At 73.1% G+C, this 26,131-nt stretch carries 26 protein-coding genes; 9 read left to right on the top strand and 17 right to left on the bottom strand.

The features are described from left to right. Positions 1-32 precede the first annotated feature (32 nt). The 5 genes from IF27_RS05660 to IF27_RS05645 form a co-directional block, all read right to left on the bottom strand. Positions 33-308, bottom strand: coding sequence for a hypothetical protein (locus IF27_RS05660; protein ID WP_052848237.1), 276 nt, complete (start codon positions 306-308; stop codon positions 33-35). Next, on the bottom strand, positions 308-1,039 hold the full coding sequence (locus tag IF27_RS05655) for a TetR/AcrR family transcriptional regulator (protein WP_052848236.1): 732 nt from the start codon (positions 1,037-1,039) through the stop codon (positions 308-310). The genes IF27_RS05660 and IF27_RS05655 overlap by 1 nt, the downstream gene beginning before the upstream one ends. Before the next feature lie 235 nt (positions 1,040-1,274). Then, positions 1,275-1,448, bottom strand: a complete 174-nt coding sequence (locus IF27_RS30865) for a hypothetical protein (RefSeq protein WP_190232823.1) — start codon at positions 1,446-1,448, stop codon at positions 1,275-1,277. A gap of 54 nt (positions 1,449-1,502) precedes the next feature. Further along, complete coding sequence (locus IF27_RS05650; RefSeq protein WP_190232822.1) at positions 1,503-2,378, bottom strand: hypothetical protein; 876 nt, start codon at positions 2,376-2,378, stop codon at positions 1,503-1,505. Positions 2,379-2,481: 103 nt separating this feature from the next. Beyond that, on the bottom strand, positions 2,482-3,291 hold the full coding sequence (locus IF27_RS05645) for an NAD-dependent epimerase/dehydratase family protein (protein ID WP_190232821.1): 810 nt from the start codon (positions 3,289-3,291) through the stop codon (positions 2,482-2,484). A gap of 137 nt (positions 3,292-3,428) precedes the next feature. Here IF27_RS05645 and IF27_RS05640 point away from each other — a divergent pair, with 137 nt between their 5' ends. Continuing rightward, the gene (locus IF27_RS05640) at positions 3,429-3,719 is read left to right on the top strand and encodes a DUF6087 family protein (RefSeq protein WP_052848234.1); all 291 of its coding nucleotides are present in this window, start codon (positions 3,429-3,431) and stop codon (positions 3,717-3,719) included. Between the two features lie 13 nt (positions 3,720-3,732). Here IF27_RS05640 and IF27_RS05635 read toward each other — a convergent pair whose 3' ends face one another. Both IF27_RS05635 and IF27_RS05630 read right to left on the bottom strand, forming a co-directional pair. Next, the gene (locus tag IF27_RS05635; protein WP_052848233.1) at positions 3,733-4,056 is read right to left on the bottom strand and encodes an SH3 domain-containing protein; all 324 of its coding nucleotides are present in this window, start codon (positions 4,054-4,056) and stop codon (positions 3,733-3,735) included. Positions 4,057-4,161: 105 nt separating this feature from the next. Further along, a complete protein-coding gene (locus tag IF27_RS05630) occupies positions 4,162-4,446 on the bottom strand; it encodes a hypothetical protein (RefSeq protein WP_052848232.1) in 285 nt (94 codons plus the stop codon). A gap of 108 nt (positions 4,447-4,554) precedes the next feature. Here IF27_RS05630 and cpt point away from each other — a divergent pair, with 108 nt between their 5' ends. Both cpt and IF27_RS05620 read left to right on the top strand, forming a co-directional pair. Next, on the top strand, positions 4,555-5,112 hold the full coding sequence (gene cpt / locus IF27_RS05625) for a chloramphenicol phosphotransferase CPT (protein ID WP_223290928.1): 558 nt from the start codon (positions 4,555-4,557) through the stop codon (positions 5,110-5,112). Positions 5,113-5,160: 48 nt separating this feature from the next. Continuing rightward, complete coding sequence (locus tag IF27_RS05620) at positions 5,161-5,544, top strand: VOC family protein (protein WP_052848231.1); 384 nt, start codon at positions 5,161-5,163, stop codon at positions 5,542-5,544. Positions 5,545-5,853: 309 nt separating this feature from the next. Here the strand turns inward: IF27_RS05620 and IF27_RS29960 are convergent, their stop codons facing one another. Then, entirely contained in the window at positions 5,854-6,060 is a 207-nt protein-coding gene (locus tag IF27_RS29960; protein ID WP_110945569.1) for a DUF397 domain-containing protein, read from the bottom strand. Beyond that, a complete protein-coding gene (locus IF27_RS05610; RefSeq protein ID WP_052848229.1) occupies positions 6,060-6,923 on the bottom strand; it encodes a helix-turn-helix domain-containing protein in 864 nt (287 codons plus the stop codon). The genes IF27_RS29960 and IF27_RS05610 overlap by 1 nt, the downstream gene beginning before the upstream one ends. Positions 6,924-7,310: 387 nt before the next feature. On the opposite strand from IF27_RS05610, the gene IF27_RS05605 reads away from it, so the two are divergent. From IF27_RS05605 to IF27_RS05595, 3 genes are all read left to right on the top strand, one after another. Continuing rightward, the gene (locus IF27_RS05605; RefSeq protein WP_052848228.1) at positions 7,311-7,763 is read left to right on the top strand and encodes an ATP-binding protein; all 453 of its coding nucleotides are present in this window, start codon (positions 7,311-7,313) and stop codon (positions 7,761-7,763) included. Positions 7,764-7,774: 11 nt separating this feature from the next. Next, on the top strand, positions 7,775-7,972 hold the full coding sequence (locus tag IF27_RS05600) for a hypothetical protein (protein WP_052848227.1): 198 nt from the start codon (positions 7,775-7,777) through the stop codon (positions 7,970-7,972). Between the two features lie 138 nt (positions 7,973-8,110). Then, the gene (locus IF27_RS05595; RefSeq protein ID WP_052848226.1) at positions 8,111-8,932 is read left to right on the top strand and encodes an SAM-dependent methyltransferase; all 822 of its coding nucleotides are present in this window, start codon (positions 8,111-8,113) and stop codon (positions 8,930-8,932) included. Between the two features lie 133 nt (positions 8,933-9,065). Here the strand turns inward: IF27_RS05595 and IF27_RS05590 are convergent, their stop codons facing one another. The 8 genes from IF27_RS05590 to IF27_RS05555 all read right to left on the bottom strand — a co-directional run bounded on the left by IF27_RS05590 (position 9,066) and on the right by IF27_RS05555 (position 21,225). After that, entirely contained in the window at positions 9,066-9,284 is a 219-nt protein-coding gene (locus tag IF27_RS05590) for a DUF4240 domain-containing protein (RefSeq protein WP_052848225.1), read from the bottom strand. A gap of 489 nt (positions 9,285-9,773) precedes the next feature. Beyond that, entirely contained in the window at positions 9,774-11,033 is a 1,260-nt protein-coding gene (locus IF27_RS05585; RefSeq protein ID WP_052848224.1) for a phosphoribosyltransferase family protein, read from the bottom strand. 88 nt (positions 11,034-11,121) lie between these two features. Further along, positions 11,122-12,015, bottom strand: coding sequence for a hypothetical protein (locus tag IF27_RS05580; RefSeq protein ID WP_052848223.1), 894 nt, complete (start codon positions 12,013-12,015; stop codon positions 11,122-11,124). Further along, entirely contained in the window at positions 12,012-13,280 is a 1,269-nt protein-coding gene (locus IF27_RS05575) for a glycosyltransferase family 4 protein (RefSeq protein WP_052848222.1), read from the bottom strand. The genes IF27_RS05580 and IF27_RS05575 overlap by 4 nt, the downstream gene beginning before the upstream one ends. A 289-nt stretch (positions 13,281-13,569) precedes the next feature. Continuing rightward, positions 13,570-15,975, bottom strand: coding sequence for a phosphoketolase family protein (locus IF27_RS05570; protein ID WP_052848221.1), 2,406 nt, complete (start codon positions 15,973-15,975; stop codon positions 13,570-13,572). A 43-nt stretch (positions 15,976-16,018) separates the two neighbouring features. Next, entirely contained in the window at positions 16,019-16,417 is a 399-nt protein-coding gene (locus IF27_RS05565; RefSeq protein ID WP_052848440.1) for a ChaB family protein, read from the bottom strand. A 152-nt stretch (positions 16,418-16,569) separates the two neighbouring features. Then, a complete protein-coding gene (locus IF27_RS05560) occupies positions 16,570-18,504 on the bottom strand; it encodes an RICIN domain-containing protein (protein WP_052848220.1) in 1,935 nt (644 codons plus the stop codon). 207 nt (positions 18,505-18,711) lie between these two features. Further along, positions 18,712-21,225, bottom strand: coding sequence for a beta-glucosidase family protein (locus IF27_RS05555; RefSeq protein WP_052848219.1), 2,514 nt, complete (start codon positions 21,223-21,225; stop codon positions 18,712-18,714). 99 nt (positions 21,226-21,324) lie between these two features. On the opposite strand from IF27_RS05555, the gene IF27_RS05550 reads away from it, so the two are divergent. From IF27_RS05550 to IF27_RS05540, 3 genes are all read left to right on the top strand, one after another. Next, complete coding sequence (locus tag IF27_RS05550) at positions 21,325-21,969, top strand: TetR/AcrR family transcriptional regulator (protein WP_223290927.1); 645 nt, start codon at positions 21,325-21,327, stop codon at positions 21,967-21,969. A 279-nt stretch (positions 21,970-22,248) separates the two neighbouring features. Continuing rightward, entirely contained in the window at positions 22,249-24,687 is a 2,439-nt protein-coding gene (locus tag IF27_RS05545) for a PQQ-dependent sugar dehydrogenase (protein ID WP_420821978.1), read from the top strand. Positions 24,688-24,691: 4 nt separating this feature from the next. Beyond that, positions 24,692-26,038, top strand: a complete 1,347-nt coding sequence (locus tag IF27_RS05540) for a ThuA domain-containing protein (protein ID WP_110945567.1) — start codon at positions 24,692-24,694, stop codon at positions 26,036-26,038. Positions 26,039-26,131 lie beyond the last annotated feature (93 nt).

Here is a 26,131-nt window from a genome sequence, read left to right as displayed (position 1 = left end):
CGTGACCTACCCTGCCCGAACGGGCGCGCCCGTCATGGACGGGTGAGGCCGTCCGCGTCGCCAGGTCCGGCCGGGTCCTGCGGGGCCGCCGGGTCCTCGTACACGTAGACCCAGCCGCGCGGCAGGCGCAACCGCCTGGTGTGCCCGGCCGGTTCGAGCCGGTACGCGTACACCTCGGGCGGCGCCCCGTCCTCGCCAGGCACCGGGACCTCGTACCGCTTCGGCGGCTTGCCCGTGGCGCCCACCAGCACCGGCAGCACCCGGCCGTCCAGCGGGCCGCCGACGAAGGGGGTCCGTTCGCTGCGCATCAGTCCTGCTCCTCCGGCGGGCTCAGGGCGGCGAGGGTCCGTCCGACGAGCGCCTCCACCCGGCCGCCTCCCGGTTCGATCCTGGCGGCGGCGCGCAGGACCCGCGCCGTCTCCTCGTCGCGGCCCGCCGTCACCATCAGCAGCGCCACGAAGTGGTCCACGAGCCAGTCCCGCAGGTCCTCGGCGGCGCGCTGCTTGTCCTCGTCCAGCCAGATGAGCGACGCCGCCTCGACCGCCGTGATCCACGTCCGCAGTGTCATGTGCAGGTCGGGCCCCGGCGCCGTCACGCGCATGTGGATCAGCACCTGCCCGGCCGCCGCCCGGCGCACGCCGTCCACGATCGCGCTCGTCCGTGACGTCTCGACCACGCTGCCGCCCTTCAGCAGGGCGGTGAACCCCTCGCCGTGGGAGTCCACGAAGGCCAGGTAGCGGTCCAGGGCGCGGGCGAGCCGTTCGCTCAGCGGCCCCTCCTCCGGGACCACGAAGCACAGCTCCAGGTCCCGGGCGGCGCTGCCGAGCGCGGCCTCGTACAACTGCTGCTTGCCGCCGGGGAAGTAGCGGTAGACCAGGGGCCGGGACACCCCGGCGGCGCGGGCCACGTCGTCCAGCGACACGTCCTCCGGCAGGTGGGTCGCGAACAGCCGCTGCGCGGTCGCGATCAGCTGGCCGTGACGCTCCTCCACGCTCAGGCGGCGGTACGCCGGACGCGGCGAGACGGGTGGGCTGTTCATGTCCCGAAGGGTAACCGTCCGCGTTCTCCGGGCGCCGGGGCACGGAGGATCGTCCGTGCGGGGCCGGTGTGATCAGGCCAGCGGCCGACGGTCACGCCCGGCCGCGTGCCGCCACGGCCCCCGAGGGGCCCGCACCCGTGGTGGGGGCCACCGGGGAAGCCGTGAAGGCGGCCGAGAACACCCGGGCGCACCCGCCGACTGTGGTACGGCCCGGACAGGCTCCGGGCGACGGGCCCTAGCGGTCCGTCCCGGTGCGCGCGGCGGTGACCCACTCGCCGAGCAGCCGCTCGTACTCCCGGCGCTGCTCGTCCGCCGGGCGCCCGGCCATCCGCGTCCACAGCGCACGTATCTCGTCGTTGAGATCGGCGGCGGAGCGTGGCGTCACGGTCGAATCAGGTGCCTCGGACATACGGACGAGCCTAGTCGGAGGCACTGACAAACCTTCAGCGGATAAAGCGTGAGGTCAGGCACAGCCCATGCCCGGCCGGACCAAGGGCCACGCCTCGACGCCGTCCGGCGTGCGGACGTAGGCGGTGGCGCCGTCGGCCGCCAGCGACAGCTCCCGGTCGCCCAGCCGGTACCCGGTGTGGCGCGCGTCGGCGGGCATCTCCACGTCCCCGTCGTAGGGGGCGGTCAGCATCTCGCCGGGCAGCACGCCCTGCGGGTCCCGCGCGTAGAGCGAGCGGTCCGGGTCGCGGCCCATCTCGATGAAGTCGGCCCGCTGCCAGCCGCAGTGCTCCGAGCCCTCGCTGCTGTTCACCTCGGCTATGGGCACGCGGTCGCCGTCCGCGTCCGTCCACACCTCGTACCACTGATCGTCCGTCCAGGGGTCGGGCAGCTCGGCCGGGTCGCACGCGGCGCTGGTCTCCGGGCCCCAGCCGGGGCGGTCCTGGCCGTCCTCGGCGACGATCACCGCGATCTTGGTCTCACCCCCGACGTCGAAGGAGTACAGCACCCGGCCGTCCTCCTCCCGCTCCACGCGGTAGCCGTACTCGGGCAGCCCCGGCATCTCGATGGAGAAGTACGCGCGCAGCCCGCCCTCCGGGTCGTCCCCGCCGTCCCCCTCGCTCCAGATCTCCGCCCCGCCGCCCTGGTAGAACGCGCCGTCGCACTCCAGCGCCAGCGCGGCGGCCCCGGCGTCCGCCTCCGCCGCCTCGACGCTGTCCTCCTCGAAGAGGGACGCGTCCTGCGGCTCCACCCACAGCGGGCCCGCGTACGGCGCGGCGGGCGCCTCGCCCTCGATCACCAGGTCGCCGTCGCCTCCGCCGCCACAGCCCGCCGCCAGCACGGCGACCAGCGCCGCCGCCCCGGCGCCGCGCGCCCTCCTTCGTCCCGTCACGCGAGCCCCCTCCGGTCCGTCCACCCGGCGCGCGCCCGGCGGTCCCGGGCGGCGCGTCGCTGAGACGTACGGGGCCCGGGGACGGTTCCGGCCGGGCGTGCCGTCAGGGCTGGACGTGCGGGAGCGTGCACTCCGGCTCGGCGTACGGGCCCGACTGCGGCGCGGTGGGGGAGAAGGGGACGTCCGCGCCGGGGATGAGCGAGGCGTACGTCTCGGCGTCGTCCACCGGCGTGTAGGCCAGCGTCGTGGGCGCCGGGAGTTCCCAGAAACGCCGCGTGTTCGCCGACACCGCGTAGGCGGTGCGGAAGCGCGCCGAGGGCGGCGCCGTCAGCGCGGCGCGCACGAAGCCGACCGCGTCGCGCGGGCTCAGCCAGGTCGCCAGGTGGCGGGGCTCGGACGGGCTCTCCTCGAAGCTGCCGATCCGCAGGCATATCACCGACAGGCCGAACTTCTCGGCGTACATCCGCCCCAGCGCCTCGACGGCGACCTTGCTCACGGCGTAAAGACCGTCGGGGCGCACCGGATCGGTGGGGCTCGCCAGGCGCGCCGTGGGGTGGAAGCCCGTGACGCGGTTGGTGCTCGCCAGCACCACGCGCGGGATGCCCAGGCGGCGCGCGGCCTCCAGGACGTGCTGGGTGCCCAGGACGTTCGCCGCCAGCAGGTCGGCGAGCGGTGCCTCGTCCGCCAGGCCGCCGAGATGCAGCACCGCGTCGGTGCCCGTCCCGGCCAGGGCGGCGACGACGGCGCCCGGGTCGCGCAGCTCGACATGGCGCGCCACCTCGTTCGGCGCCTCGGCCTCCAGCGGGACGCGGTCCAGCGCGATCAGCCGCTCCGCCTCCGGGCGCAGCGCGCGCCGCACCACCGAGCCGACGTGCCCCGCCGCGCCGGTGATGGCCACCGTTCCCAGATCCATGGCTGAACGGTACTGCGTCGCACGGGGGTTGAGGCGCGCCGGGGCATGGTGTGATGAGCGCGGCGCGGTCGCCTGCCCGCGCCGGTGCGCGCGGACGACGCCGGGCGTACGCACGGGACCGGAAGGATCGTTCGCCGATGGACGAGGAGCCCCTCGCCGCCTGGGCCGCGCGGCGGGAGTCGCGCCGCAATGCCCTGTACCGGGTCGTGACGCTGACACCTGGCCCGCGCGCGGGGGCGCACGTCCGGCCGGAGGCGCCACGGCTGGTGTGCCGGTGGAACGGGTACGAGTGGGAGGCCGTCGCGGTGGCCGCCGATCTGGCCGAGACGCAGCGCATCCTCTACCCGGACACGGCGGGGACCGATCCGTTCGCACCGCGCGGGCGCGAGCGTGAGGGGCGCCCGAGGGCGGCGGCCGAGGACGAGTGAGCGCGTCCCCTGGTCAGCAGGAGGCGGGGTCGTCCCCCTGCACGCGGACGTCCTCGGCGGGCACCCAGGCGTAGGAGTCTGCATCGGCGCGCACGAGGTACCACGTCGAGCCGTGATCCGCCTCCGCGACGCACAGCACATCGATACGGGCCCCGCCCGCCGCACTGCCGACGACGGCCGCGCCGTCGTCGGGCGCCGCATGCAGCCCGGTGCCACCACCCGCCGTGACCGTCCCCCCGACCTCGGCCGCCCGCTCCTGCGGCTGCGCACCACCGGTCATCGCGAGAGCACCCACCGCGACACACAGCGGCAGCGCACCGAGCAGCGATCGGGACATCACACGCCTCCACCCAGAGGGGACACCCCGAGCCCACTCGAACAGCGTAAATACGCCCAAATGGGTGCGCAACCGGGCGGTGTCCTGGCCGCCGCCCGGGGCGTGTCAGGTGGCCGTGCGGAAGTCGGCCAGGGGCATGCGGATGTCGGCGATCTCCAGCCCGGCCCCGGTCAGGCGCTCGACGGCCCACGCGACGGCGGCCTGCGCGTCGGCCGCGCGCACCGTGCAGGGGAACCGCACGCCGCCGGGGTCCTCCTCCCATCCGATCTCGCCACCGGCGAGCGCGTCGGACCGGTCGAACCGGCCCGAGTCCTCCTCGGTCGGACGCCGCACGGGGTACAGGACGAACGCCCAGTCGCGTGCGGGTGGTGTGCTTCCGGGTGAACTCATCGCGCTTCTTCCGCTCCCGTTCGGGCTTGGGGAGCAGCACGTTACCCACTCCGGGCGAGGGCCGTACCGGTCATCGTGGGCGGGCCGTGATGGCTCTAGGGTGGCGCGGTGACGACTCAGGTGATCGTTCTCAACGGCGGTTCCAGCGCGGGGAAGTCCGGGATCGCCCGGTGTCTCCAGGCGGTCCTGCCCGATCCGTGGCTGGTGCTCGGGACCGACACGCTGGTGGACGCGATGCCCGCCTCGATGACGGTGTCCGACGCGGGGATCGCGTTCGCGTCGGACGGCGAGGTGGTCGTCGGTCCCGCGTTCCGGACGCTGGAGGCGGCGTGGATCGAGGGGGTCGCCGCCATGGCACGCGCCGGGGCCCGGGTCGTCGTCGATGAGGTTTTCCTCGGCGGGCAGCAGTCGCAGGAGCGGTGGCGCCGGGCGCTGGGCGGCCTGGGGGTGCTGTGGGTCGGCGTCCGGTGCGACGGCGCGGTGGCGGCGGCCCGTGAGGTCGCGCGGGGCGACCGGGTGGTGGGGATGGCGGCTTCGCAGGCGGAGCTTGTGCACCGGGGCGTGGTCTACGACCTGGAGGTGGACACCACGCGCGCCGAGGCGATGGCGTGCGCGCGGACCATCGCCGCCCATGTCGGGCGACCCACGGGCCCGGCGGAACACTAGAGTGCGAGCCGCCCCGGAGCGGGGCGGTCAACTCCCGGAGGTGCAGCCATGATCGGCTTCGTGCAGTGCGTCGTGCTCGACTGTCCCGACGTCCACCGGCTCGCGCGGTTCTACCACGGGCTGCTCGGCGGCGAGGTGAACCGCCCCGACCCCCGCTGGAGCGTGGACGACGACTTCGCCACGCTCCACCTGCCGGGCGACTCCGTCCTCGCCTTCCAGCGCGTGGCGGACCACCGCCCGCCCCGCTGGCCGGACAGCGCCCACCCGCAGCAGTTCCACCTCGACATCGAGGTCACCGACCTCGACGCGGCACGGGAGCGGGCGCTCGCGGAGGGCGCCTCGCCGCTGCACGAGGACGCGCGCGGCTGGCTCGTCCTCGCCGACCCGGCCGGTCACCCGTTCTGCCTGCTGCCCGGGCCCGGCGCGGCCTGAGCGGCCCGGGCAACAGGGAGAACCATCCGCTCAGGACGAGGAGTTGTCTGTGCTCCTCCAGCGTTTTGCGTGCATGCAGGAGGTTGCCGACGTAGGAGGTGTGCTTGCGCGCGCGGTCCAGAAGCTCCTGGGGTGGTGTTACTGGATAGGCCGTTGCCAGCTCATCGAACGCCACCTCAAGACGTTCCAGCGCTTCCAGCTCGTCGTCCGAATCCTGCCGCTCGCCAGCCATGGCACCTCCACAGCGACGGTTCGCCTGCTCAGGCGGCTCCGGCCGCGTGCGGCCGGAGCGCGCGTCTTCCTGGTGGTTCAGTGGCGGCTGATGGCGGTGATCAGCGCTGCGAACCGGTCGCGGGGGATCATGAGGTGGGGGTTGTCGGGGGCCTTGGAGTCGCGAACGGCGACGGCACCGTCGAGCATGGCGATCTCGACGCAGTTCTGGCCCTCTCCGTCGCTGTAGGAGGACTTCCTCCAGGCGAGCTTTTCGGCGTTGGGAGTAAGCGGGTGGGTGTTCATTATGGAATCTCTCGCAGTAGTGCTTGCAGGAAAGGAACAGTCGCTTCGGGCGACAACGCCCCTTGAGTGAGGACCTCGTGTTTGCGGCGGAACCTGGCGACCTCACGAGGTTTGTCCGTAACCGAAACGGCACCCCAAGCGGTATCGACCTGGACGATGGCCGGAAGGTTCGAGCCGAGGTCAAGCAGGGTGAAGTCGTGCGGTGAGACGTAACCGCGAGTCCGAGCCGGGAGAACCTGGATGGTCACCGTGTCCAACTCCGCAAGTTTGGCGATCTCCTCGTACTGCTCTTTCATCGCCTCCGGTGCGGCGGCCTGGTAGCGGAGAGCGGGCTCGTACAGGACCGCGAGTAGCCGCAGATCGCCGTTGATGACTGCCGCCCGGCGCCGCATCCGCAGTTCGATGTTGGATGCGATGAACTCGGTCGTCGTCTCTCTGATCGGCTTCGCGAGCTGGTGGAGGGCGCGGGCGTAGCTCTCCGTCTGGAGCAACCCGGGGACGAGAGTGGGATGCCATGCGCGAACCTCGATGGCCGCGCTTTCGACTCCGACGAACCGTGGCATGCCCGAGGGCATGAGCGCCCGGTACTGCGTGAACCACTCCTGGCTGGATGCCTCGCGGAACATCTCCAGGAGATGGTTACGTGCGTCGGGGCTTTCCACGCCGTAGCGGTCCATCAGTGCTTTGAGCACTTCGGCGCTACGCAGGCCGTGCAGTTCGGTCTCGATCCGCTGGAGCTTGCGTTCGGAGAGGTCCAGGCCCTCGACGGCCTGTTCCAAGGTGAGTCCGGCGCGGACGCGGAGCCTCCGCAGCTCGTCGCACAGTTCGATTCTCCGGGCGGTCGGCCGGGGTGCCTGGGCCACGTGCTCTCTCCCTTCACTTCCTGTGGATGTGTCTGCCGAAACCGCCCATGCGCGCAGTCTGGCATGTGATGTGCCTGCGGAAATAGGTGATGTGCGGGTTCGTCATATGCCATTTCCCCGCTTCGGGGGTGATTTTTGCCGATGCACTTGCCGATTCAGTATGCGGCAGGTCACCGTGAGTTGTAGCCCCTTTCGTGGTGAAGGGGGCGGTCTGCGCGTTGCCGCGCGCCAACCCGGAACCGAGGCGATGGTCATGGTGACCTCCGTTCGAACGCACCGCACTTCCCGAGTCACTGGCACCCCCATACAGCTCGGCTGCACAACGGCTACCACGGTCACCGACTCGCGGAGCGTCGAACTCGTGAGCCGTCACCCGGAGGTGGAGACGTGCTGAGTGAAGGCGAGCGGGCGAGGTGCCTGTTGCGGCTTCTGTCGGAGCCGTATGCGGTGGGGAGTGTGCCGGTGGTGCGGCGGCGGGTGCGGGGTGTGCTGGCGGGTTGGGGGATGGACGCCGGGACGGTGGCTGATGCGGCGGTCGTCGTCTCGGAGTTGGCGACGAACGCGGTGGTGCATGCGCGTCCGGTGCGTGGGGGCCGGTTGATCGTGCAGGTGTCCTACGGCGGACGTGACGCGCTGCTGCGGCTCCTCGTCGTGGACGGCGCGCCGGAGGTGGTGCCGCCGGGGTGCGTTCCGATGGTGCGGCCGTCGTCGAGCGCCGAGGGCGGGCGGGGGATGACGTTGGTCGCGGGGATGTGTCTGGCGTGGGGCGTGGATCTGGGCGTGGAGACGAAGTCCGTGTGGGCGTTGCTCCCGACCGGTGCGCGGGCCGGTGCGTCATGAGCGGGCGGTGGGTGAGGGGCGTTGCGGTGGCCGGGGAGGTCGCGGTGGCGCTGGCCGCCGGTCGGCAGTGCTGGCGATGCGGCGCGGTGGACAAGGAGTTGGCGGTGCACGGCGAGCTTGTCGGCGACGCGGGCGCGGTGCCGTTGTGGGTCTGCCGGGGCTGTGCCGGGGAGTTGGAGGCGCTGTACCGGGCGGTGGTTCGGCGGTGAGGGGGCGTCGGCGTTGGTGGGTCGTTGGGGGATGGACGGCCGGGGTTCTGGCCGGGCTCGGACTGCTGTGGATGGCGGCCGGGTTGGGCCTGGTGTGGGTGTTCGTGCGGGCGGTCGCCGGTGGGGCGGGGGAGTCCGATGGGGACAGGTGACGATGCCGAGGCGGTCGCGGGGAGCCGGGCCCGGCTGGAGGCGGTGTTCGCCGCAGGACCGCCCCGGCCCGAGCCGTGGGACGGCTTCACCGGTCCGTCCCGCGCCCGTGTCCGTGACTTCTACCTCGGCGGTAAGGATCATTACGCCGTGGACCGGCGTCTGGCGGCCGAACTCGCCGACGCCTGGCCGCAGATCGCCCACGCCGCCGTCGCGCTGCGGGCGGCCATGCACGCCTCCGCCGCGCACGCGGTCGCCGAACTGGGCATGCGGCAGGTCCTGGTCACCGACTACGGCTACCCCACGCAGTCCACGTCGGGCCCCGACCTCCACACCACCGCCCGCGACGCCACCGGCGACGAGGTGACGGTTCTCCACCTGGAGCCCGACCCCGTCGCCGCCGCCCACCTGCGCGCAAGCACGGGCCACGGCCAAGTCACCGTGCTGCGGGCGGACATCGCCGCCGACCCGGTGAACACCCTGCGACACGTCACCCAGGAAGGCGCGCTCGATCCCGACCGGCCGGTGTGTGTCCTGCTGCCCGAGGCGCTGGCCCGCACCGGAGACCCGACCCACGCCCTGCGCGCCCTGGCGCGCGTGCTCCCGCCGGGCTCCGTCCTCATGGCCGCCACGCCCGACGACCAGGCGACCGCACGGCACGCCGCAACGCTCGCGGAGCGCCACCACCTGCCCTTCCACGTCCGGAACGCCACAGAGCTACACGAGATCCTGGCGGCGGCCGGGTTCCGTCGCGGCGTGTCCGAAGGTGCCGCGCACGGGCTCGTGTGGCGCGTGTCAGCACGGGCCTGAGCGCGAGGTCATCAGGTTCCGTACCGCCTGTTGGGCGTCCGACAGGAGGACGACGGCGCAGGACCTCGCCGACCGTCCCGCCCCCGGCGGCCAGCCGGGCGGGAGCTGAGCGGTGCCCGAGCTGCCGTACGACCTACGGGCCGGTCCATCCGGCCTGATGGGAGCGGGACTCGTAGCTGTGGCGGGTCCCACGGTCCCACTCGTCGCCGGTCAGGTGGCGGTACGCGTTGTCGGGGACGTAGAGCAACGCCTCGGCCCATATGAGGTCTTCGGCGAAGGGGGCGAACCGTTCCGCGTCACGCAGGACGTTCTCGTACTCCTCCCGCCCCGCTGCGACCTCCGCTGCCCTCACCTCCTCGCTCTTCCATGAATCTCTCCAGCAACCCGACTAGATCATCCACAAGGAGACCGTTGTATTCCTGCGGAATCCCCTCAATGCCGAGCCCTTCACCGATAGCCTCCGGCAATCGAATTTCCGCGACGATATAAGCCCAATGCAGGCCGGAATGTCGCCGAAGCACCTGGAGATGCAGCCACTCCTGAAAACCTCTCAGGGGCTTGCCGTCGAGCGCCAGGTTGAAACCCTCCAAGAATGAAACGGCGGTCGAGTACCGGTCGTCGAGAAGATACATTCGACGCCGATCACGCAGGTGATAACAGAGTTCCCTCAGATCCACCACTGTCAGCTCCCGACTCGGTCAGAACCACAAAGAGGGCGTACGGAGGGTGGTTGTGGATCTGGCACCTCCACAAAGTGCCTGTGACCTGGGATTCGCCAGATCCACAAGAATCGACGGCCCCCCGCGAGGCAGTTTGGTGGGGAGTCCGGCCGTGGGCGTGGTCATCCGGCGAGGTGGGTCGTGAACCAGTCGCGGGTGCGTTCGGCGACGACGGAGAGGGCGCCTGGTTCCTCGAAGAGGCGCCCCGCGCCGGGGACGACGGAGAGCCGCGCCGTGTCCGGCAGGGCCTCCAGCGCGTCGCGGTTCAGGGCGGTCCCCTCCTCGTCCGCGCCGCCCACGAGGAGCAGCACCGGCGCCCGCACGGCCGCGAGCCGTTCGCCCGCCAGGTCGGGACGGCCGCCGCGCGACACCACCGCGCCGTACCGCCCGCCCTCCTCCGACGCCGCCCACAGCGCCGCCGCCGCGCCCGTGCCGCTCCCCGACAGCCCGGCGGGCGTCGGCCGCCCCAGGGCGCCGTCCAGCCAGGACGTGGCGGCCATGAGGCGGCTGCCGAGCAGCGGGACGTCGAGGGACGTGCCCCGGTCCAACTCCTCCGCGTCCGTCATGAGGTCGAGCAGAAGGGTCGCGAACCCGGCGTCGTTCAGCACCTCGGCCACGAAGCGGTTGCGCGGGCTCAGCCGCCCGCTGCCCCTGCCGTGCGCGAACAGCACGACGCCCCGGGGCTCACGCGGCAGCACCAGCTCGCCGCCCAGCCGCACGCCGCCCGCCACCTCCAGGGTGACCGCGCGGCGCTCGCCCCGCTCCAGCGCGGCCGTCACCTCGGCGTCGGTGGTCTGCGGGAACTCCCCGTAGTACTGCCCCACCGACCGGAAGTCCCCCGGCTCGCTCGGGCACACCAGCTCGTCCGCGTCACCCCCCACCGTCTCCCGCCACCCCGGCGGCGCCACCGGGACGGCCAGCACCACCCGCCGTGCCCCGCGCGATCTGGCGGCACGGCAGGCGGCCCGCGCCGTCGCCCCCGTGGCGATCCCGTCGTCCACCACGAGCACCGTACGCCCCGCCACCGACACCGGCGGCCGACCGGCCCGGTACGCGCGCGAGCGGCGGTCCAGCTCGGCGCGTTCCGCCGCCTCGACGTCGGCCAGCTCGGCGCCCGACACGCCCGCCGCCCGCAGCACGTCCTCGTTGAGGACCCGCGCGCCTTCCTCGCCGATCGCGCCCATCGCCACCTCGGGCTGCCCCGGCACGCCGAGCTTGCGCACCACGCCCGCGTCGAGCGGCGCGCGCAGCACCCCGGCGACCTCGGCGGCCACCGGCACACCCCCGCGCGGCAGTCCCAGCACCACGACGTCGCCGCCCCGGCAGCCTGTCAGCTCCCGGGCCAGCTCCCGTCCTGCCTCGGTACGGTCGGCGTACACCACGCGGGCTCCTCTCGTCAGGACTCCCCGTTCACGGCCCGGACCCGGACCCGGACCCGGACCAGGGCCCGGCCCTGGCCTCGGCCCCGGCTCAGCGCACGCGCACCGCCAGGTCGTTGTCCACCGTGTAGTACGGCTGGACCGTGGTCGTGCCGAGGACGGCGGGCGGGTAGACGAACACCGGCTTCTTGTCGGCGACGTCGTCCAGCAGCCGCCCCACCCGCACCCGCGCGCCCTTGCGCGTGGGCCGCAGCGACACGTCCCAGTACACCTCGTCCGCCACGGCGCCCTCGGCGCCGTCCGCCGCCGCGCGCTGCTCCACCAGCGGGTCGTAGGGGGCCGTGAACGTCCAGCCGCCCGCGCCGTCCTCGCGCAGGTCGGCCTCGACGACCGGCCCGTCCTTGCCGCCGCCGCGCAGCTTCAGCAGCGCCGCGGCGCCCGCGCCCTGCTTCACGCCGACGAGGCGCACCGCGACCGTCATGCCGTCGCCGTCCACATGGACGTCCCCTGCCTCGGCGTGGCCCTGGCGCACCCAGGCGCGGATGGCGAAGTAGACGTCCTTGGTCGCGTACGGCAGCCGCACCGCGATCCGCGGGCCCGACGGGTCGGGGCGCGTCCCGGCCGCCAGCTCCCGCAGGTCGCGCAGGCCGGGCACGACGCGCAGCCGCGCGCCGTCCGGGCGGGTCAGCGCGTACACGTCCCAGCGGCCCTCGGTGAGCGGCGGCTCCGCGGGCAGTTCGCCCGCCCACGCGCCGTCCTCGGCACGCGTCAGCGGGACGGTCCTGGTCTCGGTCTCCGGCTCGCCCTTCTTCGGCCGCAGCACGAGCAGCAGTTCGGGCGCGCCGCTCTCCGGTTCCGGCAGCCGCGTCAGGCGCAGCGTCAGCCGCCCGTCAGGCTCCACCAGCGAATCGGCGCGCGGCAGCCGGTCCTTGGGGACGTCGGGCGTGCCCTCGGCGGTCTCGGCGCTCTCGGCTGCGGTCGTCATCGGCGTGCCTTCCTGACGGTACGGACCGTGGCGGACGCGGCACCGAGGGCCGCGTCCTTCAGGGCGTGCGGCGCGCTGCGCAGCGCGGCGGCCACCCGGCCGCCGAGCGGCCCGCGGGCCCGCCCGGCGCGCTTCTCCTCCAGCAGGCTGAGGATCAGCCGCTCGGCCTCCTCGATGATCGGCACGGGGTCGTACCGCTCGGAGCTGGCCAGCGCCGCCGCGCCCATCTCGCGGCGCCGCTCGTCGTCACGCACCAGCGCCAGCAGCGCGTCACCGAAGGCGTCGGCGTCGCCGACCGGGACGAGCCGCCCGTCCACGCCGTCCTTGATGATCTCGCCGGGGCCGTAGTCGCAGTCGGTGCTGACGACGGGCAGGCCGCAGCGCATCGCCTCGACGATGGTCATGCCGAACGGCTCGAAGTTCGACGTCACCGCCGCGATCGAGCCCTTCACCCACTCGGACTCCATCGGGCTGGCCGCGCCCATGAGGAACGCGTGGTTGTACAGGCCGAGTTCGTCGATCAGGGCGCGCAGCTTCTCCTGCTCCTCGCCCCGGCCGTAGATCCGCAGCCGCCAGTCGGGGCGCTCCGCGACGACCTTCGCGAACGCGCGGATCAGCAGGTCGTAGCGCTTCACCCGGACGAGGCGCCCGGCCGCGACGACGACCTTGGCGTCGCCGTCGGCCGGGGGCAGGCCCGGTTTCGGCACGCTGTTGGGCAGGGCCTGGAGCCGTACGCCCGGCAGCCGCATGCGGCGGCGGTACTCGTCGGCGTCGGCGTGCGTCACGGTGGTGACGGCGTCCAGCTTCGGGTAGGCGCGCCGCAATTCGCCGCGCAGCGCGGGCGGGTGGTTGAGCAGCGTCAGGTGCTCCTGCCCGATGAGGACGGCCTTGCGGGGGCCCTCCAGGGCGAGGTGGACGTTGAGCCCGGGGCGTGTGCCGATGACGACGTCCGCGTCGCCGAGCCCGGCGAGCGCCTCCTTGATCCGCTGGTCCGTCAGCCTGCTGTACTGCCCGTACCGGTACTCGGAGGTGGGGAACACGCGGGCCGGGGTGGTGTGCAGCGGGTGGTCCTTCTCCGTGCGGAGATCGACCAGATGGCGCATCCTGACCTTCTCGCCGAGCCCGAAGTTCGGCTGCGCGCGGTGCCGGAAGACCGAGATGATCTCTACGTCGTGGCGATCGGCGAGCGCGGAGGCGAGGTTGAACGTCGTCTTGATCGTGCCCCCGATCCCGTATCCGTTGTGCAGGAGAAAGACGATCTTCATGTCGGCAGGGACCTATCGCGAAGGCGCGCGGCGGACCGGCGTCGGGTCGGCATCATGTCTCCTCGCGGCTGCTCGGCAGCTGCTCGTCGAGTGAGGGGACGCCGAGCGGCGGTCACGGTGCGTTGACGCGCCGCGGGGGCTGCTCGGCGCGGCGCCGCCGCCCCCGGCCGGTGCGCGGTGTACGCGCGGTGGCCGCGGAGTCGGCGCAGCGAGAGACACAGTACCCCTGCGTGGTCCTTGGCCTGAGGATTCCCCGTCCGGACACGGCCGTTGCGGGCCGCGGGCGGCCTCACCGGTCGGCGGCGCGGCCCTGGCCCCAGCGCCATTCGGCGACCTCGGGGAGGTCCGTGCCGTGCTCCCGTATCCAGTTGCCGTGCCGGTAGCGCGCGTCGGCCATGGTCTGGCGCACCTGCGCGGCGCGTACGGCGAGGCCGGGGACGCGGTCGATGACGTCCATGACGAGCCGGAAGCGGTCGAGGTTGTTGCGCACGACCATGTCGAACGGCGTGGTGGTCGTGCCCTCCTCGATGTAGCCGCGCACGTGGAGGTGCGCGTGGTCGGCGCGGCGGTACGTCAGCCGGTGGATGAGCCAGGGGTAGCCGTGGTAGGCGAAGATCACCGGGCGGTCGGGCGGGAACAGGCCGTTGTAGTCGCGTTCCGACATGCCGTGCGGGTGTTCGTCCGAGGGCAGCAGGCGCGCGATGTCCACGACGTTGACGACGCGTACGGCGAGGTCGGGCAGGTGGCGGTGGAGGAGGTCGGCGGCGGCGACGACCTCCTGCGTGGGCACGTCGCCCGCGCAGGCGAGGACGACGTCGGGCTCGCGCGTGCCGTCCTCGGAGCCCGCCCACTCCCAGATCCCGGCGCCGCGCGCGCAGTGGGCGCGGGCGGTGGGCAGGTCGAGCCAGTCGTAGCAGGGCTGCTTCCCTGCGACGACGACGTTCACGTACTCGCGGCTGTGCAGCACGTGATCCGCGACGGCGAGCAGCGTGTTGGTGTCGGGCGGCAGGTACACGCGGACGACCTCGGGGCTCTTGTTGAGGACGTGGTCCACGAAGCCGGGGTCCTGGTGCGAGAAGCCGTTGTGGTCCTGGCGCCACACGTGCGACGTCAGCAGGTAGTTGAGGGACGCGACGGGGCGGCGCCAGTGCAGGCGGCGTGAGGTGCGCAGCCATTTGATGTGCTGGTTGGCCATGGAGTCCACGATGTGGACGAACGCCTCGTAGCAGGAGAACAGGCCGTGCCTGCCGGTGAGCGTGTAGCCCTCAAGCCAGCCCTGGCAGAGGTGTTCGGACAGGACCTCCATGACGCGCCCGTCGTGCGCCAGGTGCTCGTCCACGTCGAGGACGCCCGCGTTCCACGCCTTGCCCGTCGCCTCGTAGACGGCCTGGAGGCGGTTGGACGCGGTCTCGTCGGGGCCGACGAGGCGGAAGTCGCGGCGCTGGGCGGTGGCCGCCATCAGGTCGCGCAGCAGGCCGCCGAGGACGCCGGTCGGCTCGTGCATCGTGGTGCCCGGGGAATCGACGGGCACGGCGTGGTCCTCCAGCGGCGGCACCGGGAGGTCGCGCAGCAGCATCCCGCCGTTGGCGTGCGGGTTGCTGCCGAGGCGGCGGCGTCCGGCGGGGGGCTGGGACAGCACCTGCGCCGACGGACGGCCCTGCGCGTCGAACAACTCCTCGGGGCGGTAGGAGCGCATCCAGTCCTCAAGCTGCCGCAAATGCTCCGGGTTGGTGCGGACGGACGACAGCGGCACCTGGTGGGCGCGCCACGTGCCCTCGACGGGCAGCCCGTCCACCGTGGCGGGGCCCGTCCAACCCTTGGGCGTGCGCAGCACGATGACGGGCCAGCGCGGACGTTCGGTGCGGCCCTCGTTGCGCGCGGCGTGCTGGATGGCGGCGATGCGGTCCAGCGCCAGGTCCATGGCGGCGGCGAGGTCCTGGTGCACGTCGTGCGGCCGGTCGCCGCCGACGTGCAGCGTCTCGTAGCCGAAGCCGTGGAGCATGGCGTCCAGTTCGTCGCGCGGGATGCGGGCGAGGACGGCGGGGTTGGCGATCTTGTAGCCGTTGAGGTGCAGGATCGGCAGCACGGCGCCGTCGTGCACCGGGTCGAGGAACTTGTTCGCGTGCCACGAGCCCGCCAGCGGGCCGGTCTCCGCCTCGCCGTCGCCGATGACGCAGGCGACCAGCAGGTCGGGGTTGTCCAGCGCGGCGCCGTGTGCGTGGGCCAGCGAGTAGCCCAGCTCGCCGCCCTCGTGGATGGAGCCGGGCGTCTCGGGCGCGACGTGGCTGGGGATGCCGCCGGGGAACGAGAACTGCTTGAACAGGCGGCCCATGCCCGCGGCGTCGCGCGTCACGTCGGGGTAGACGTCCGTGTAGCTGCCGTCCAGCCAGGAGTTCGCGACGACGGCGGGGCCGCCGTGCCCGGGGCCCCAGACGCAGATGGCGTCGAGGTCGCGCGCGGTGATGACGCGGTTGAGGTGCGCGTGCACCAGGTTGAGGCCCGGCGAGGTGCCCCAGTGGCCGAGCAGGCGCGGCTTGATGTGCTCGGGGCGCAGCGGCTCCGTGAGGAGGGGGTTGGCCATCAGGTAGATCTGGCCCACGGAGAGGTAGTTGGCGGCCCGCCAGTACGCGTGCAGGGCCGTCAGTTCCGTCTCGTCGAGGGGGCGGGTGGCCGCCGCTCGCAGTTCCTGGCGCATGGGCGGGGGGCCTTTCTGCGGTGTGCGGACGCGGCGCCGCCGCTCAGCGGGAACGGCGGGTGCGCGCGGCGTTCTCCTTGCGGATGGCGGAGAGCAGTTCCCCGCGGTCCATGCGTGACCTGCCCTGCACGTCCAGCCGCTTGGCCACCTCGTACAGGTGCTGCTTCGACGCCTGCTCGTCCACGCCCCCGCCGCTCGCCCCGCCCCGCCCGCGCGGCCTGGCCGCGCGCCGGTCGGAGGGGCCCCTGCGGCCCTTCTCCTTGCGCTCCCAGTGGTCGCCGACCTTCTCGTGGGTGTGCTTCAGCGCCCCGTACGCGACCTGGTACGCCCTGCGGCCCTCGCCGTACTCGCGCACCGCCGAGTCGTGCGCCTTGATCCACGTGCGCTGCGCGGTGGCGGGGGAGCGTTCCAGTGTCTCGGGAAGGTCCTTGCGTCCCGGCACGGTGTCCACCTCCTGCCGGTGCGTCCCGGCATGTCGTCCTCTCCGCGGTCCCCGCACGCCGCGCCACCGGGCCGTGACCCGCGCCATGACGTGCAGGACCGGGCGAGTACCCCCGCCCGGTCCTGTGAAACGGCTCCGCGGCCTCGCGCCGCCTACGCGGCCGTCAGCCGGAACGTCTGGGCCGCCGAGCCGGACGCGCAGGGCTGCTGCGACAGCCGCGCCCCGTTCCCCGTCGCGCCCCCGGTGACCGTCAGGCACTTACCGCTGTGCTGCGCCACGAAACGGTGGCCGCCCGACACCGCCTCGGGGCGCCACTGCTGATTGGCGCCGCCCGTCCAGTCCCACAGCTGCACGGGCACGCCGTCGCCCGTCGCGCCCGTGCCGCCGGTCACGTCCAGCGCCCGGTTCGCGTGCTGGTTCACCACCTGGTAGAAGCCGCCGCCGACACCGGCGAGCCGCCACGCCTGGTTCGCCTGCGTGGGGTTCACGCACGCCCACTGCTGCACGGCCGTGCCGTTCGCCGTGCCCCGGTCCACCGCGTCCAGGCACAGGCCGCTGCCCGCGTTCGCGATGCGGTACGTGCCCGCTGCCGGGCCGCCCGGCTCGCCGCCCCCGTCGGGCTCCCCCGACCACACGAACGACGCCACCGCCCCGGCGGGCAGGCTGTACGACAGCGACTGCCCGGCCTCGGTCACCGAGAAGCGCTGCGTGCCGCCCGACGCGTTCACCACGTACGCGATCCGCGTGCCGTCCGCGTTCTGGTACACGACGTTCTGCACACCGCCGGAACCCTGGCTCGTCGATCCGATACGGACCGCCCCCGGATCGACGAACTTCGTCAGATGCCCCAGCACGTAGTACTCCGCGCCACGCGTCACCTGTGTGCCGTTGATCTCCACCACGCCGTTGCAGCGCGTGTCGCAGTGCCCCTGGTGCGGGCCGCCGTTCGCGTTCAGCGCCAGGTTCCACGTGACGGTCGTCTCGCCGCCGCTGCGCATGTTGCGCACCACCAGGTTCTCCGCCTGCCAGCGCAGGGAGTCGGCGAACGTCGCCGCGGGGGTGGCGCTGTCCGTGCCGGAGCACTCGGTGAAGAAGACCCGGTGCCCCGCGTCCCGTATCTGCGCCTGCGACTCGGGCGAGCCGCCGTAGCAGTGGAACGCGGCGCCGATCACCCGGTCGATGTCGGAGGTGCGCGCCAGCACGTCCAGCGGATAGCCGGGGGTGTCCCAGTTGTGGTCGTACGCCAGCACGTTCGTGGGCAGCCCCGCCCGGGTCAGCGTCGCGTCCAGGACCCGCAGGAAGTCCGCCTGCTGCGCGGACGACATGCTGGTCGAGGGGTAACTCGTCGCGAACTGCGGCTCGTTCTGCACCGTCAGGTCCGTCAGCGGGATGCCCGCCTGGCCGTACGCCTGGATCGCGCGCACGAGGTAGTCGGCGTAGTGCTGGTGGCGGTCGGTGCGCAGGCTGCCGCCGTTCAGCGCGTTGCCCGTCTTCATCCAGGCGGGCGGCGACCACGGCGAGCCCATGAAGCGCAGCGACGGGTTGAGCTGCCGTGCCTGCTGGAGGACGGGAATGATCTGCTGCTGATCACGGCTGATCGAGAACTGTCCCTGCGTGTCCTCGTAGGTGTAGAAACCGCCCGCGTTGAAGTCGGTGCTGCCCAGCGGCTGCCGCAGGTAGCTCAGCCCGACGCCGTCGCCCGAGCGGGAGAACAGCGAGGTCATCAGCGCGTCGCGCTGCGCCTGCGGGAGACCCCTGATCAGGCTCGCCGACGCCTCCGTCACCGACGCGCCCGCGCCGGTGAACCGCTGGAGGCGCTGCCCGGCGTCCACGCGGATGTCGATCGCCTCGGGGGCCGAGCCGAAGGGGACGTCGGCCTGCCGCGCCAGGCGGCTCGCGCCGTTCGACGTCGTCAGCCAGACCTGCGCGCTCGTGGCCGCCGCTCCCGGGGCGGCGGCCACCGGGGCGGCCTGCGACGCGCCCATCAGGCCGACGGCCAGTGCCAGCGCGCCGACCGCCGCGACGGCCGTCCTCAGTGGGGGCGCCGGTGAGGAGGACCGGGAACGGAAGGGAATCCGTCGTGTCATGTGTGCGGCTCCTTCGTCGGGGCTCCCGGCGGTGTGCCCGCCGGGAGAGGGGGGGTACGCCCTGCGAAGTCCGGTCGGCCGGGCGGTGGACAAGGGCCACCGCCCGGCCGTGCCGATGCGCTGTTCTGTTGTTCACGCCCCCGCACCTGATGTGCGGGGGCGTGAGGACGGGCGCGCCCGCGCGTCCACGCGGGCGCCCCGTACGGATCAGGCCGCGGCGATCTCCACGGCGGCCTCCAGCCGCAGGTCCCGGCTGGAGCGGCCGACGTGCAGGCGGTAGGCGCCCGGCGGGGTCGTCCACGCGTCCGACTCCACGTCCCACACCTCGTAGGCGCGGGCCGCGATCGGCACGGTGACCGTCACCGTCTGGCCCGGCTCCGCCGTCACGGACGCGAATCCGGCCAGGGCACGCAGCGGGCGCGCCACGCCGTCCTGCGGCGCCTCCAGGTAGACCTGCACGACCTCGCGCCCGGCGCGCGCGCCGGTGTTGGTCACGCGCAGGGTCACCGCGGAGCCGTCCGCCTCGGCCGTCACCGACTCGTACGCCCACTCCGTCCAGCCCAGGCCGTGGCCGAACGGGAAGGCGGGCGTCAGCCCGGCCCGGTCCCAGCCGCGGTAGCCGACGTCAAGGCCGTCGCGGTACTCCACGATCCCGTCCACCGGCACGGCGTCGGGCACCGGCACGTCCTCGGCGCGCGCGGGCAGCGTCCACGGCAGCCTGCCGGTCGCCTCGGCGCGGCCGAGCAGCACGTCGGCGAGCGCGTGCCCCGCCTCCTGGCCCGGCAGCCACGCCCACAGCAGCGCGGACACGTCCTGCGCCCACGGCAGCAGCACGGGCGCGCCCGCGTTGACCACCACGACGGTGCGGGGGTTCGCCTCGACGACGCGGCGCACCAGCTCGTCCTGCACGCCGGGCAGCGCCAGCGTCGTGCGGTCCCAGCCCTCGGACTCGACGTCCTCGTTGGTGCCGACGATCACGACCGCGACATCGGCCGCGCGCGCCGCCTCGACGGCCGCCGCGACCTCCTCGTCCGGCGTCGTGCCCGGCGGGGTGTGGCGCAGGTGGGCGGTGACGAAGCGGCCGTAGCCGTCCGCGTCCACGACGGTGAGGTCCAGCGTCAGCGTGACGCGGCCCTCCTCGCCGTCCACCGGGAACTCGACGGTGATGCCCGCCGGGTGGTGGTGCGAGGAGTCCAGCACGAGGTCCACGCCCCGGTCGTCGTCGCCCGACGCGACGCGCGCGCCGTCCGCCAGGATCTCGAAGCGGCCGACCGCGCCGAACTCCAGCCGGTGCGTGCCCTCGCCGCGGAACGTCACGACCGTGCGCAGCACCACGCGGTGCGTCCCGGCGGGGAAGCCGCGGAACTCGCCCCAGTCGCCGCCCTCGCGCACCAGCGTGCCGAGCGCCGCGCCCTCGGCGTCGAGGAAGTCGGCGCGCACGCCCGCCGCGCCCGTGTCCGGGTCGGCCAGCAGCTCCGGCTCCACGAACGGCGGGTGCAGCCGCGCGTCACCGCCGCGGTGCACCGTCACCTCCGTGGTCGCGGGCAGCGCGGCGCGCAGGCCGGTGGCGAAACCGACCGTCCGCACCGGAGGCACGAACGCGCTGCCGCCGCCCTGGAAGTACGGGTCCACGGCGTTCGGGCCGATGAGCGCCACTCGGCCGAGGCCCTCGGGGGCCAGCGGCAGCAGGTCGCCCTCGTCCCGCAGCACGACCGTGCCGCGCACGGCCGTCTCGCGCAGCAGGTCGTACTCGGCGGTCTCCGGGACGGCCGGTACCGCGGGGCGCGGCGCGGAGCCTTCGAGACGGCCGACGTGCCCCGCGAGGCGCACCAGGCGCACGACCTTGTCGTCGATCACGCTCTCGGGCACCTCGCCCGCCCGCACGGCCGCCACGAGGGCGTCGCCCCAGGGCCCGTCGGGGCCCGGCATCACGAGGTCGAGGCCGCCGCGCGCGGTCTCCGCGGTGGTCCTGGTGGCCGCCCAGTCGCTGACGACCGGGCCTTCGAAGCCCCACTCGCCCTTCAGCACGCCGCGCAGCAGGCCCGCGTGCTCGCCCATGGGCGCGGCGCCCGTGCCGTCGTCCACGCCGGAGTAGGCCGACATCACCGACCAGGTGCCGCCCTCGGCGACGACGGTCTCGAAGGGCGCGAGGTAGACCTCGCGCAGCGTGCGCGCATCGACGCGGGAGACGTACCGGGTGCGGTCGGTCTCGGAGTCGTTGGCGACGAAGTGCTTCGGGCAGGCGGCGACGCCGAGGGACTGGATGCCGCGCACGATGCCGGAGGCGAGGATGCCGGTGAGGAGCGGGTCCTCCGCCAGGTACTCGAAGTGCCGCCCCGCGACGGGGGTGCGCTGGAGGTTGATCCCGGGGGCGAGCACGATGTCCGTGCGCTTGCGGATGGCCTCGGCGCCGAACAGGGCGCCGAGGCGCTGCGCCAGCTCCGGGTCCCAGGAGGCGCCCACGGCGCTCGGCGCGGGGGCGAGGAGGCCGGTCGCGCCCGGGTCGTCGCCGGTGCCGCGCACGCCCTGGGGACCGTCCGACATGCGGACGGGCAGCAACCCCAGCCGGGGCTCGGCGGGCAGGGTCCAGAGCGTCTCGCCGGTCAGCAGCCGAACCTTCGACTCCAGATCAAGAGCGCTCACCCGCCGCGCCAGTTCGGCGTCGTCGCCGCCGTCCGCCGGGGACGCGGCGGCGGCGTGGGTGGAGAACACGGAGGTCATGGGGTTCCTTTCGAGCTGTGACGGAAAAATCAAACCAGACTTACCGAGCGCTTAGTAAGTACTGGCCGGTTCCGGAACTTCCGGCCGTACACTCCTGGGATGCCGGACGCACGCCAGCCACGGGCCCCTGTCACAGGGCGGCGCGAGGAGATCCTGCGGATAGCGATGGAGACGTTCGCCACCCGCGGCTACCACAAGGCTTCCCTGGCGGAGATCGCCGAGCGGGCCGGGCTGACGCAGGCGGGGGTGCTGCACCACTTCCACAGCAAGGCGGGGCTGCTGACCGGCGTGCTCGACCTGCGGGACGTGTCCGACCTGGCGGAGCTGGACGCGGAACGGCCCCGGGGCCTGGCCTACCTGCGGCACCTCGTGGCCACGGTGGCGCGCAACGCCGAGCGCACGGGAATCGTACGTCTCTACGCCGTCCTGTCGGGCGAGAGCGTCACGGAGGGGCACCCCGCGCAGGGCTTCTTCCGCAGCCGGTACGCGGGGTTGCGCGGTCAGGTGGTGGCGGCGCTGATCGAGGCGCGGGAGCTGGGGCAGGTGGACGACGACCTCGACGTGGACGGCGTCGCGACGGCGGTGATAGCCGTGATGGACGGCCTCCAGATCCAGTGGCTCCTGGCGCCCGACGCGGTGGACATGGCGGCGACCACGGAGCAGGTGATCGACGCGCTGATCGGGCGCGGGCGGCTGCGCCAGGTTCCGGAACCTGACCGGGAGCCACGCCCGGCGGAGGACTGAAGGACGGCGGCGTCCGGCGCTGCGTCCGAGATCAGGGGCCTGCAAGGGGAGTTACGGGAACCGTCGAACTTTGTCCGTCGCGAGGAAGAAGTCGGCGGCTTCGGTTTCAAAGGGGTTTCCAGTCAAGGCAGAAGTCGTTACCGTCCCTGTTGTGTTCCGGTCACATCCGGACCGCGCGGCCATCCCCCTCGTTGTCCCAGGCCGGACGGTCCGGCGGCGCGGCGGCGCGCGCCTGTGCGAAAGCTTCACCCCCACCCCGTGCGTCTACGGAGGATGCTCGTGCACAGGAAGTTCCGAGTACTTCTGGCGGCCATGGCGGGCACGTTGCTCGCCGGCGCCGCCCTACCCCCCACAGGCCAGGCAGCGGTGCCGGCCGCCGACCCCCCCACAGCGGCGGCCCCCGAGTTCCAGCAGGTGACGCTCGCGCGTGGCGTCGCCGAGACCGGCGAGCCGATGTCCCTGGCCGTCCTGCCCGACCGTTCCGTGCTCCACACCTCGCGCGACGGCACCCTGCGTCTCACCGACGCGAACGGCACCACCCGGGTCTCCGGCCAGGTCCCCGTCTACAGCCATGACGAGGAAGGCCTCCAAGGCGTCGGCGTGGACCCGGACTTCGCCGAGAACAGGTTCATCTACCTCTACTACGCGCCCCCGCTGAGCACGCCGGGAGGTGACTCGCCCGCGAACGGCTCCGACGCCGACTTCGAACCGTTCAACGGCGTCAACCGCCTCTCGCGCTTCGAGCTGAACGCGGACGGCACGCTGAACACCGGCAGCGAGGTGGGCGTCCTCGACGTCCCTGCCAGCCGCGGCCAGTGCTGCCACGTCGGCGGCGACATCGACTTCGACGCCGAGGGCAACCTGTACCTGTCCACGGGCGACGACACGAACCCGTTCGCCTCGGACGGGTTCACGCCCATCGACGACAGCGACGGGCGCAACCCCGCGTTCGACGCGCGCCGTTCGGCAGGCAACACGAACGACCTGCGCGGCAAGGTGCTGCGGATCGACGTGCAGGACGACGGCTCGTACACGATCCCGTCGGGCAACCTCTTCGCGCCCGGCACGGCGGACACCCGGCCCGAGATCTACGCCATGGGCTTCCGCAACCCGTTCCGCATGTCCGTGGACAAGGCGACCGGCATCGTCTACCTCGGCGACTACGGCCCCGACTCCGGCACCGCGTCCCCCACGCGCGGCCCCGCCGGGCAGGTCGAGTTCAACCGCATCACCGAGCCGGGCAACTTCGGCTGGCCCTTCTGCACCGGTGACAACGACGCCTACGTGGACTACGACTTCGGCTCGGGCGCGTCCGGCGGCACGTACAACTGCGCCGCCCCCGTGAACGACTCGGCCAACAACACGGGTCTCACCGAGCTGCCGCCCGCGCAGCCCGCGTGGATCCCCTACGACGGCAACTCGGTGCCGGAGTTCGGCGGTGGCTCCGAGTCGCCGATGGGCGGCCCCGTCTACAACTACGACCCCGACCTCCAGTCGTCGGTCAAGTTCCCTGCCGAGTACGACGGCGACTACTTCGCGACCGAGTTCGGACGGCGCTGGATACGCCGCATCGAGCAGGACGCGAACGGCGGCGTGCAGTCCATCAACGAGTTCCCCTGGACCGGCACGCAGGTGATGGACTCCGCGTTCGGCCCCGACGGCGCGCTGTACGTCCTCGACTACGGCACCGGCTACTTCAACGGTGACGAGAACAGCGCCCTGTACCGCATCGAGCACCTCGGCGGCGAGGGCGGCCAGTCCCCGATCGCCCAGGCGTCCTCCGACGTCACCTCCGGCGGCGCGCCGCTGACCGTGCAGTTCTCCTCCGAGGGCTCCACCGACCCCGACGGCGACACGCTCACCTACGCGTGGGACTTCGGCGACGGCGGCACCTCCACCGAGGCGGACCCGAGCCACACCTACACCGAGGACGGCGAGTTCACGGCCGAGCTGACCGTGACCGACGCGGACGGCCTCACCGCCGGTGCCTCGGTCGCGATCACGGTGGGCAACACCGCGCCGACCGTCACCCTGAGCCTCCCGGAGGACGGGGCGCTCGTGGACTTCGGTGACGCCGTGCCCTTCGAGGTGACGGTCACCGACCCGGAGGACGGCGAGATCGACTGCTCGCAGGTCACGGTCAACTTCATCCTCGGCCACGACAGCCACGGCCACCCGCTGACCTCGGCCAACGGCTGCTCCGGCGTCCTCCAGACCCTGGAGGACGGCGAGCACGACCCCAACGCCAACATCTTCGGGGTCTTCGACGCCGAGTACACCGACGGCGGCGGCCTCACCTCGCACGACCAGGCCGTGAGCCAGACGCGCCACCGGCAGGCCGAGCACTTCGGCGCGCAGGAGGGCGTGACCGTCGCCGAGCACGCGGCGGCCGAGGGCGGCCGTGCGGTCGGCTCGATCGAGAACGGCGACTGGATCTCCTTCGAGCCCTACCACCTCACCAACGCCACGGAGTTCACCGCGCGCGTCGGCTCGGCCGGTGCGGGCGGCACGATCGAGGTCCGCGCGGGCGCCGTGGACGGCACGCTCCTCGGCTCGGTCCCGGTGGCGAACACCGGCGGCTGGGACACGTACGAGGACGTGACCACCGCGCTCACCGACCTGCCGGACGGCAGCACCGAGCTGTTCCTGGTGTTCACCGGCGGCGCGGGCGCGCTGTTCGACATCGACTCGTTCCACTTCGCCACGGAAGGGGCGTGACCCCATGACCGTCTCCTCCCGCACCGGGCGGCTCGCCCGCTGGGCCGCCGGTGGCCTGCTCGTCGCCGCCGCGCTGCCCGCCGCGTCCGCGGCCTCCGCGGCGGACGCCGTGGCCGCGCCCGACGACCCGGCGTACGACGTGCTCGTCTTCTCGAAGACCGCCGGTTTCCGGCACGACTCGATCGACGAGGGCATCGCCGCCATCACCCAGCTCGGCACCGAGAACAACTTCACGGTGACCGCGACCGAGGACGCCGCGGCGTTCACGGACCCCTCGCTCGCGGACTACGAGGTCGTCGTCTTCCTCTCCACCACGGGCGACGTCCTCGACCCGGCGCAACAGACCGCGTTCGAGGAGTACATCGGCGGCGGCGGCAACTACGTGGGAGTCCACGCGGCGGCCGACACCGAGTACGACTGGCCCTGGTACAGCGGCCTGGCCGGCGCCCTCTTCCAGTCCCACCCGCACATCCAGCCCGCGACGGTCAACGTCGAGGACCACGCGCACGACGCCACGGCGCACCTGGGCGAGACCTGGGAACGCACCGACGAGTGGTACAACTACCGCACCAACCCGCGGGAGTCCGCCCGCGTCCTCGCCTCGCTCGACGAGAGCAGCTACGAGGGCGGCAGCATGGCGGGCGACCACCCGATCGCCTGGTGCAAGGAGTACGAGGGCGGCCGGGCGTTCTACACCGGCGGCGGCCACACGGCGGAGTCGTACAGCGAACCGGACTTCGTCCGGCACCTGTTGGGCGGCATCCGCTGGGCGGCCGGGGTCACGCAGGCCGACTGCCGCCCGGAGACGGGCTACACCAGCCTGTTCGACGGCACCGGCACGGACGGCTGGACCCAGGCGGGCCCCGGCCAGTTCACCCTGGCCGACGACGGGACGCTGACCACCGAGGGCGGCATGGGCCTCCTGTGGTACGACACGGCCGAGTTCACCGACTACTCGCTGAAGCTCGACTGGCGGCTCGACGGTGACGACAACTCGGGCGTGTTCGTGGGCTTCCCGCCCTCGGACGACCCGTTCTCCGCCGTCAACAACGGCTACGAGATCCAGATCGACGCGACGGACGCCGACGACCGCACCACCGGGTCCGTCTACGGCTTCCAGTCGGCGGACCTCGCCGCCCGCGACGCCGCGCTCAACCCGCCCGGCGAGTGGAACACGTACGAGATCCGCGTCGAGGGGGAACGCCTCCAGATCTTCCTCAACGGCACGCTGGTCAACGACTTCACCAACACCGATCCGGCCCGGAGCCTCGCGGGGCACATCGGGCTCCAGAACCACGGGGACGGCGACACCGTCGCCTTCCGCAACGTCCGTATCCAACAACTCGACTGACCGGTACCGACCGCCGGACGCCCCCGGGCGTCCGGCACCCCGGCTCCGTCTCCGCCGCGAGGGGCGGCGGCGACGGAGGCGGCCGGGTGGTGA

This window comes from Streptomyces avicenniae (assembly GCF_000719135.1).
GTDB lineage: Bacteria > Actinomycetota > Actinomycetes > Streptomycetales > Streptomycetaceae > Streptomyces > Streptomyces avicenniae.
Note: the sequence above shows the minus strand (reverse complement) of the source record. Positions and strands in the feature narration are given on the sequence as shown.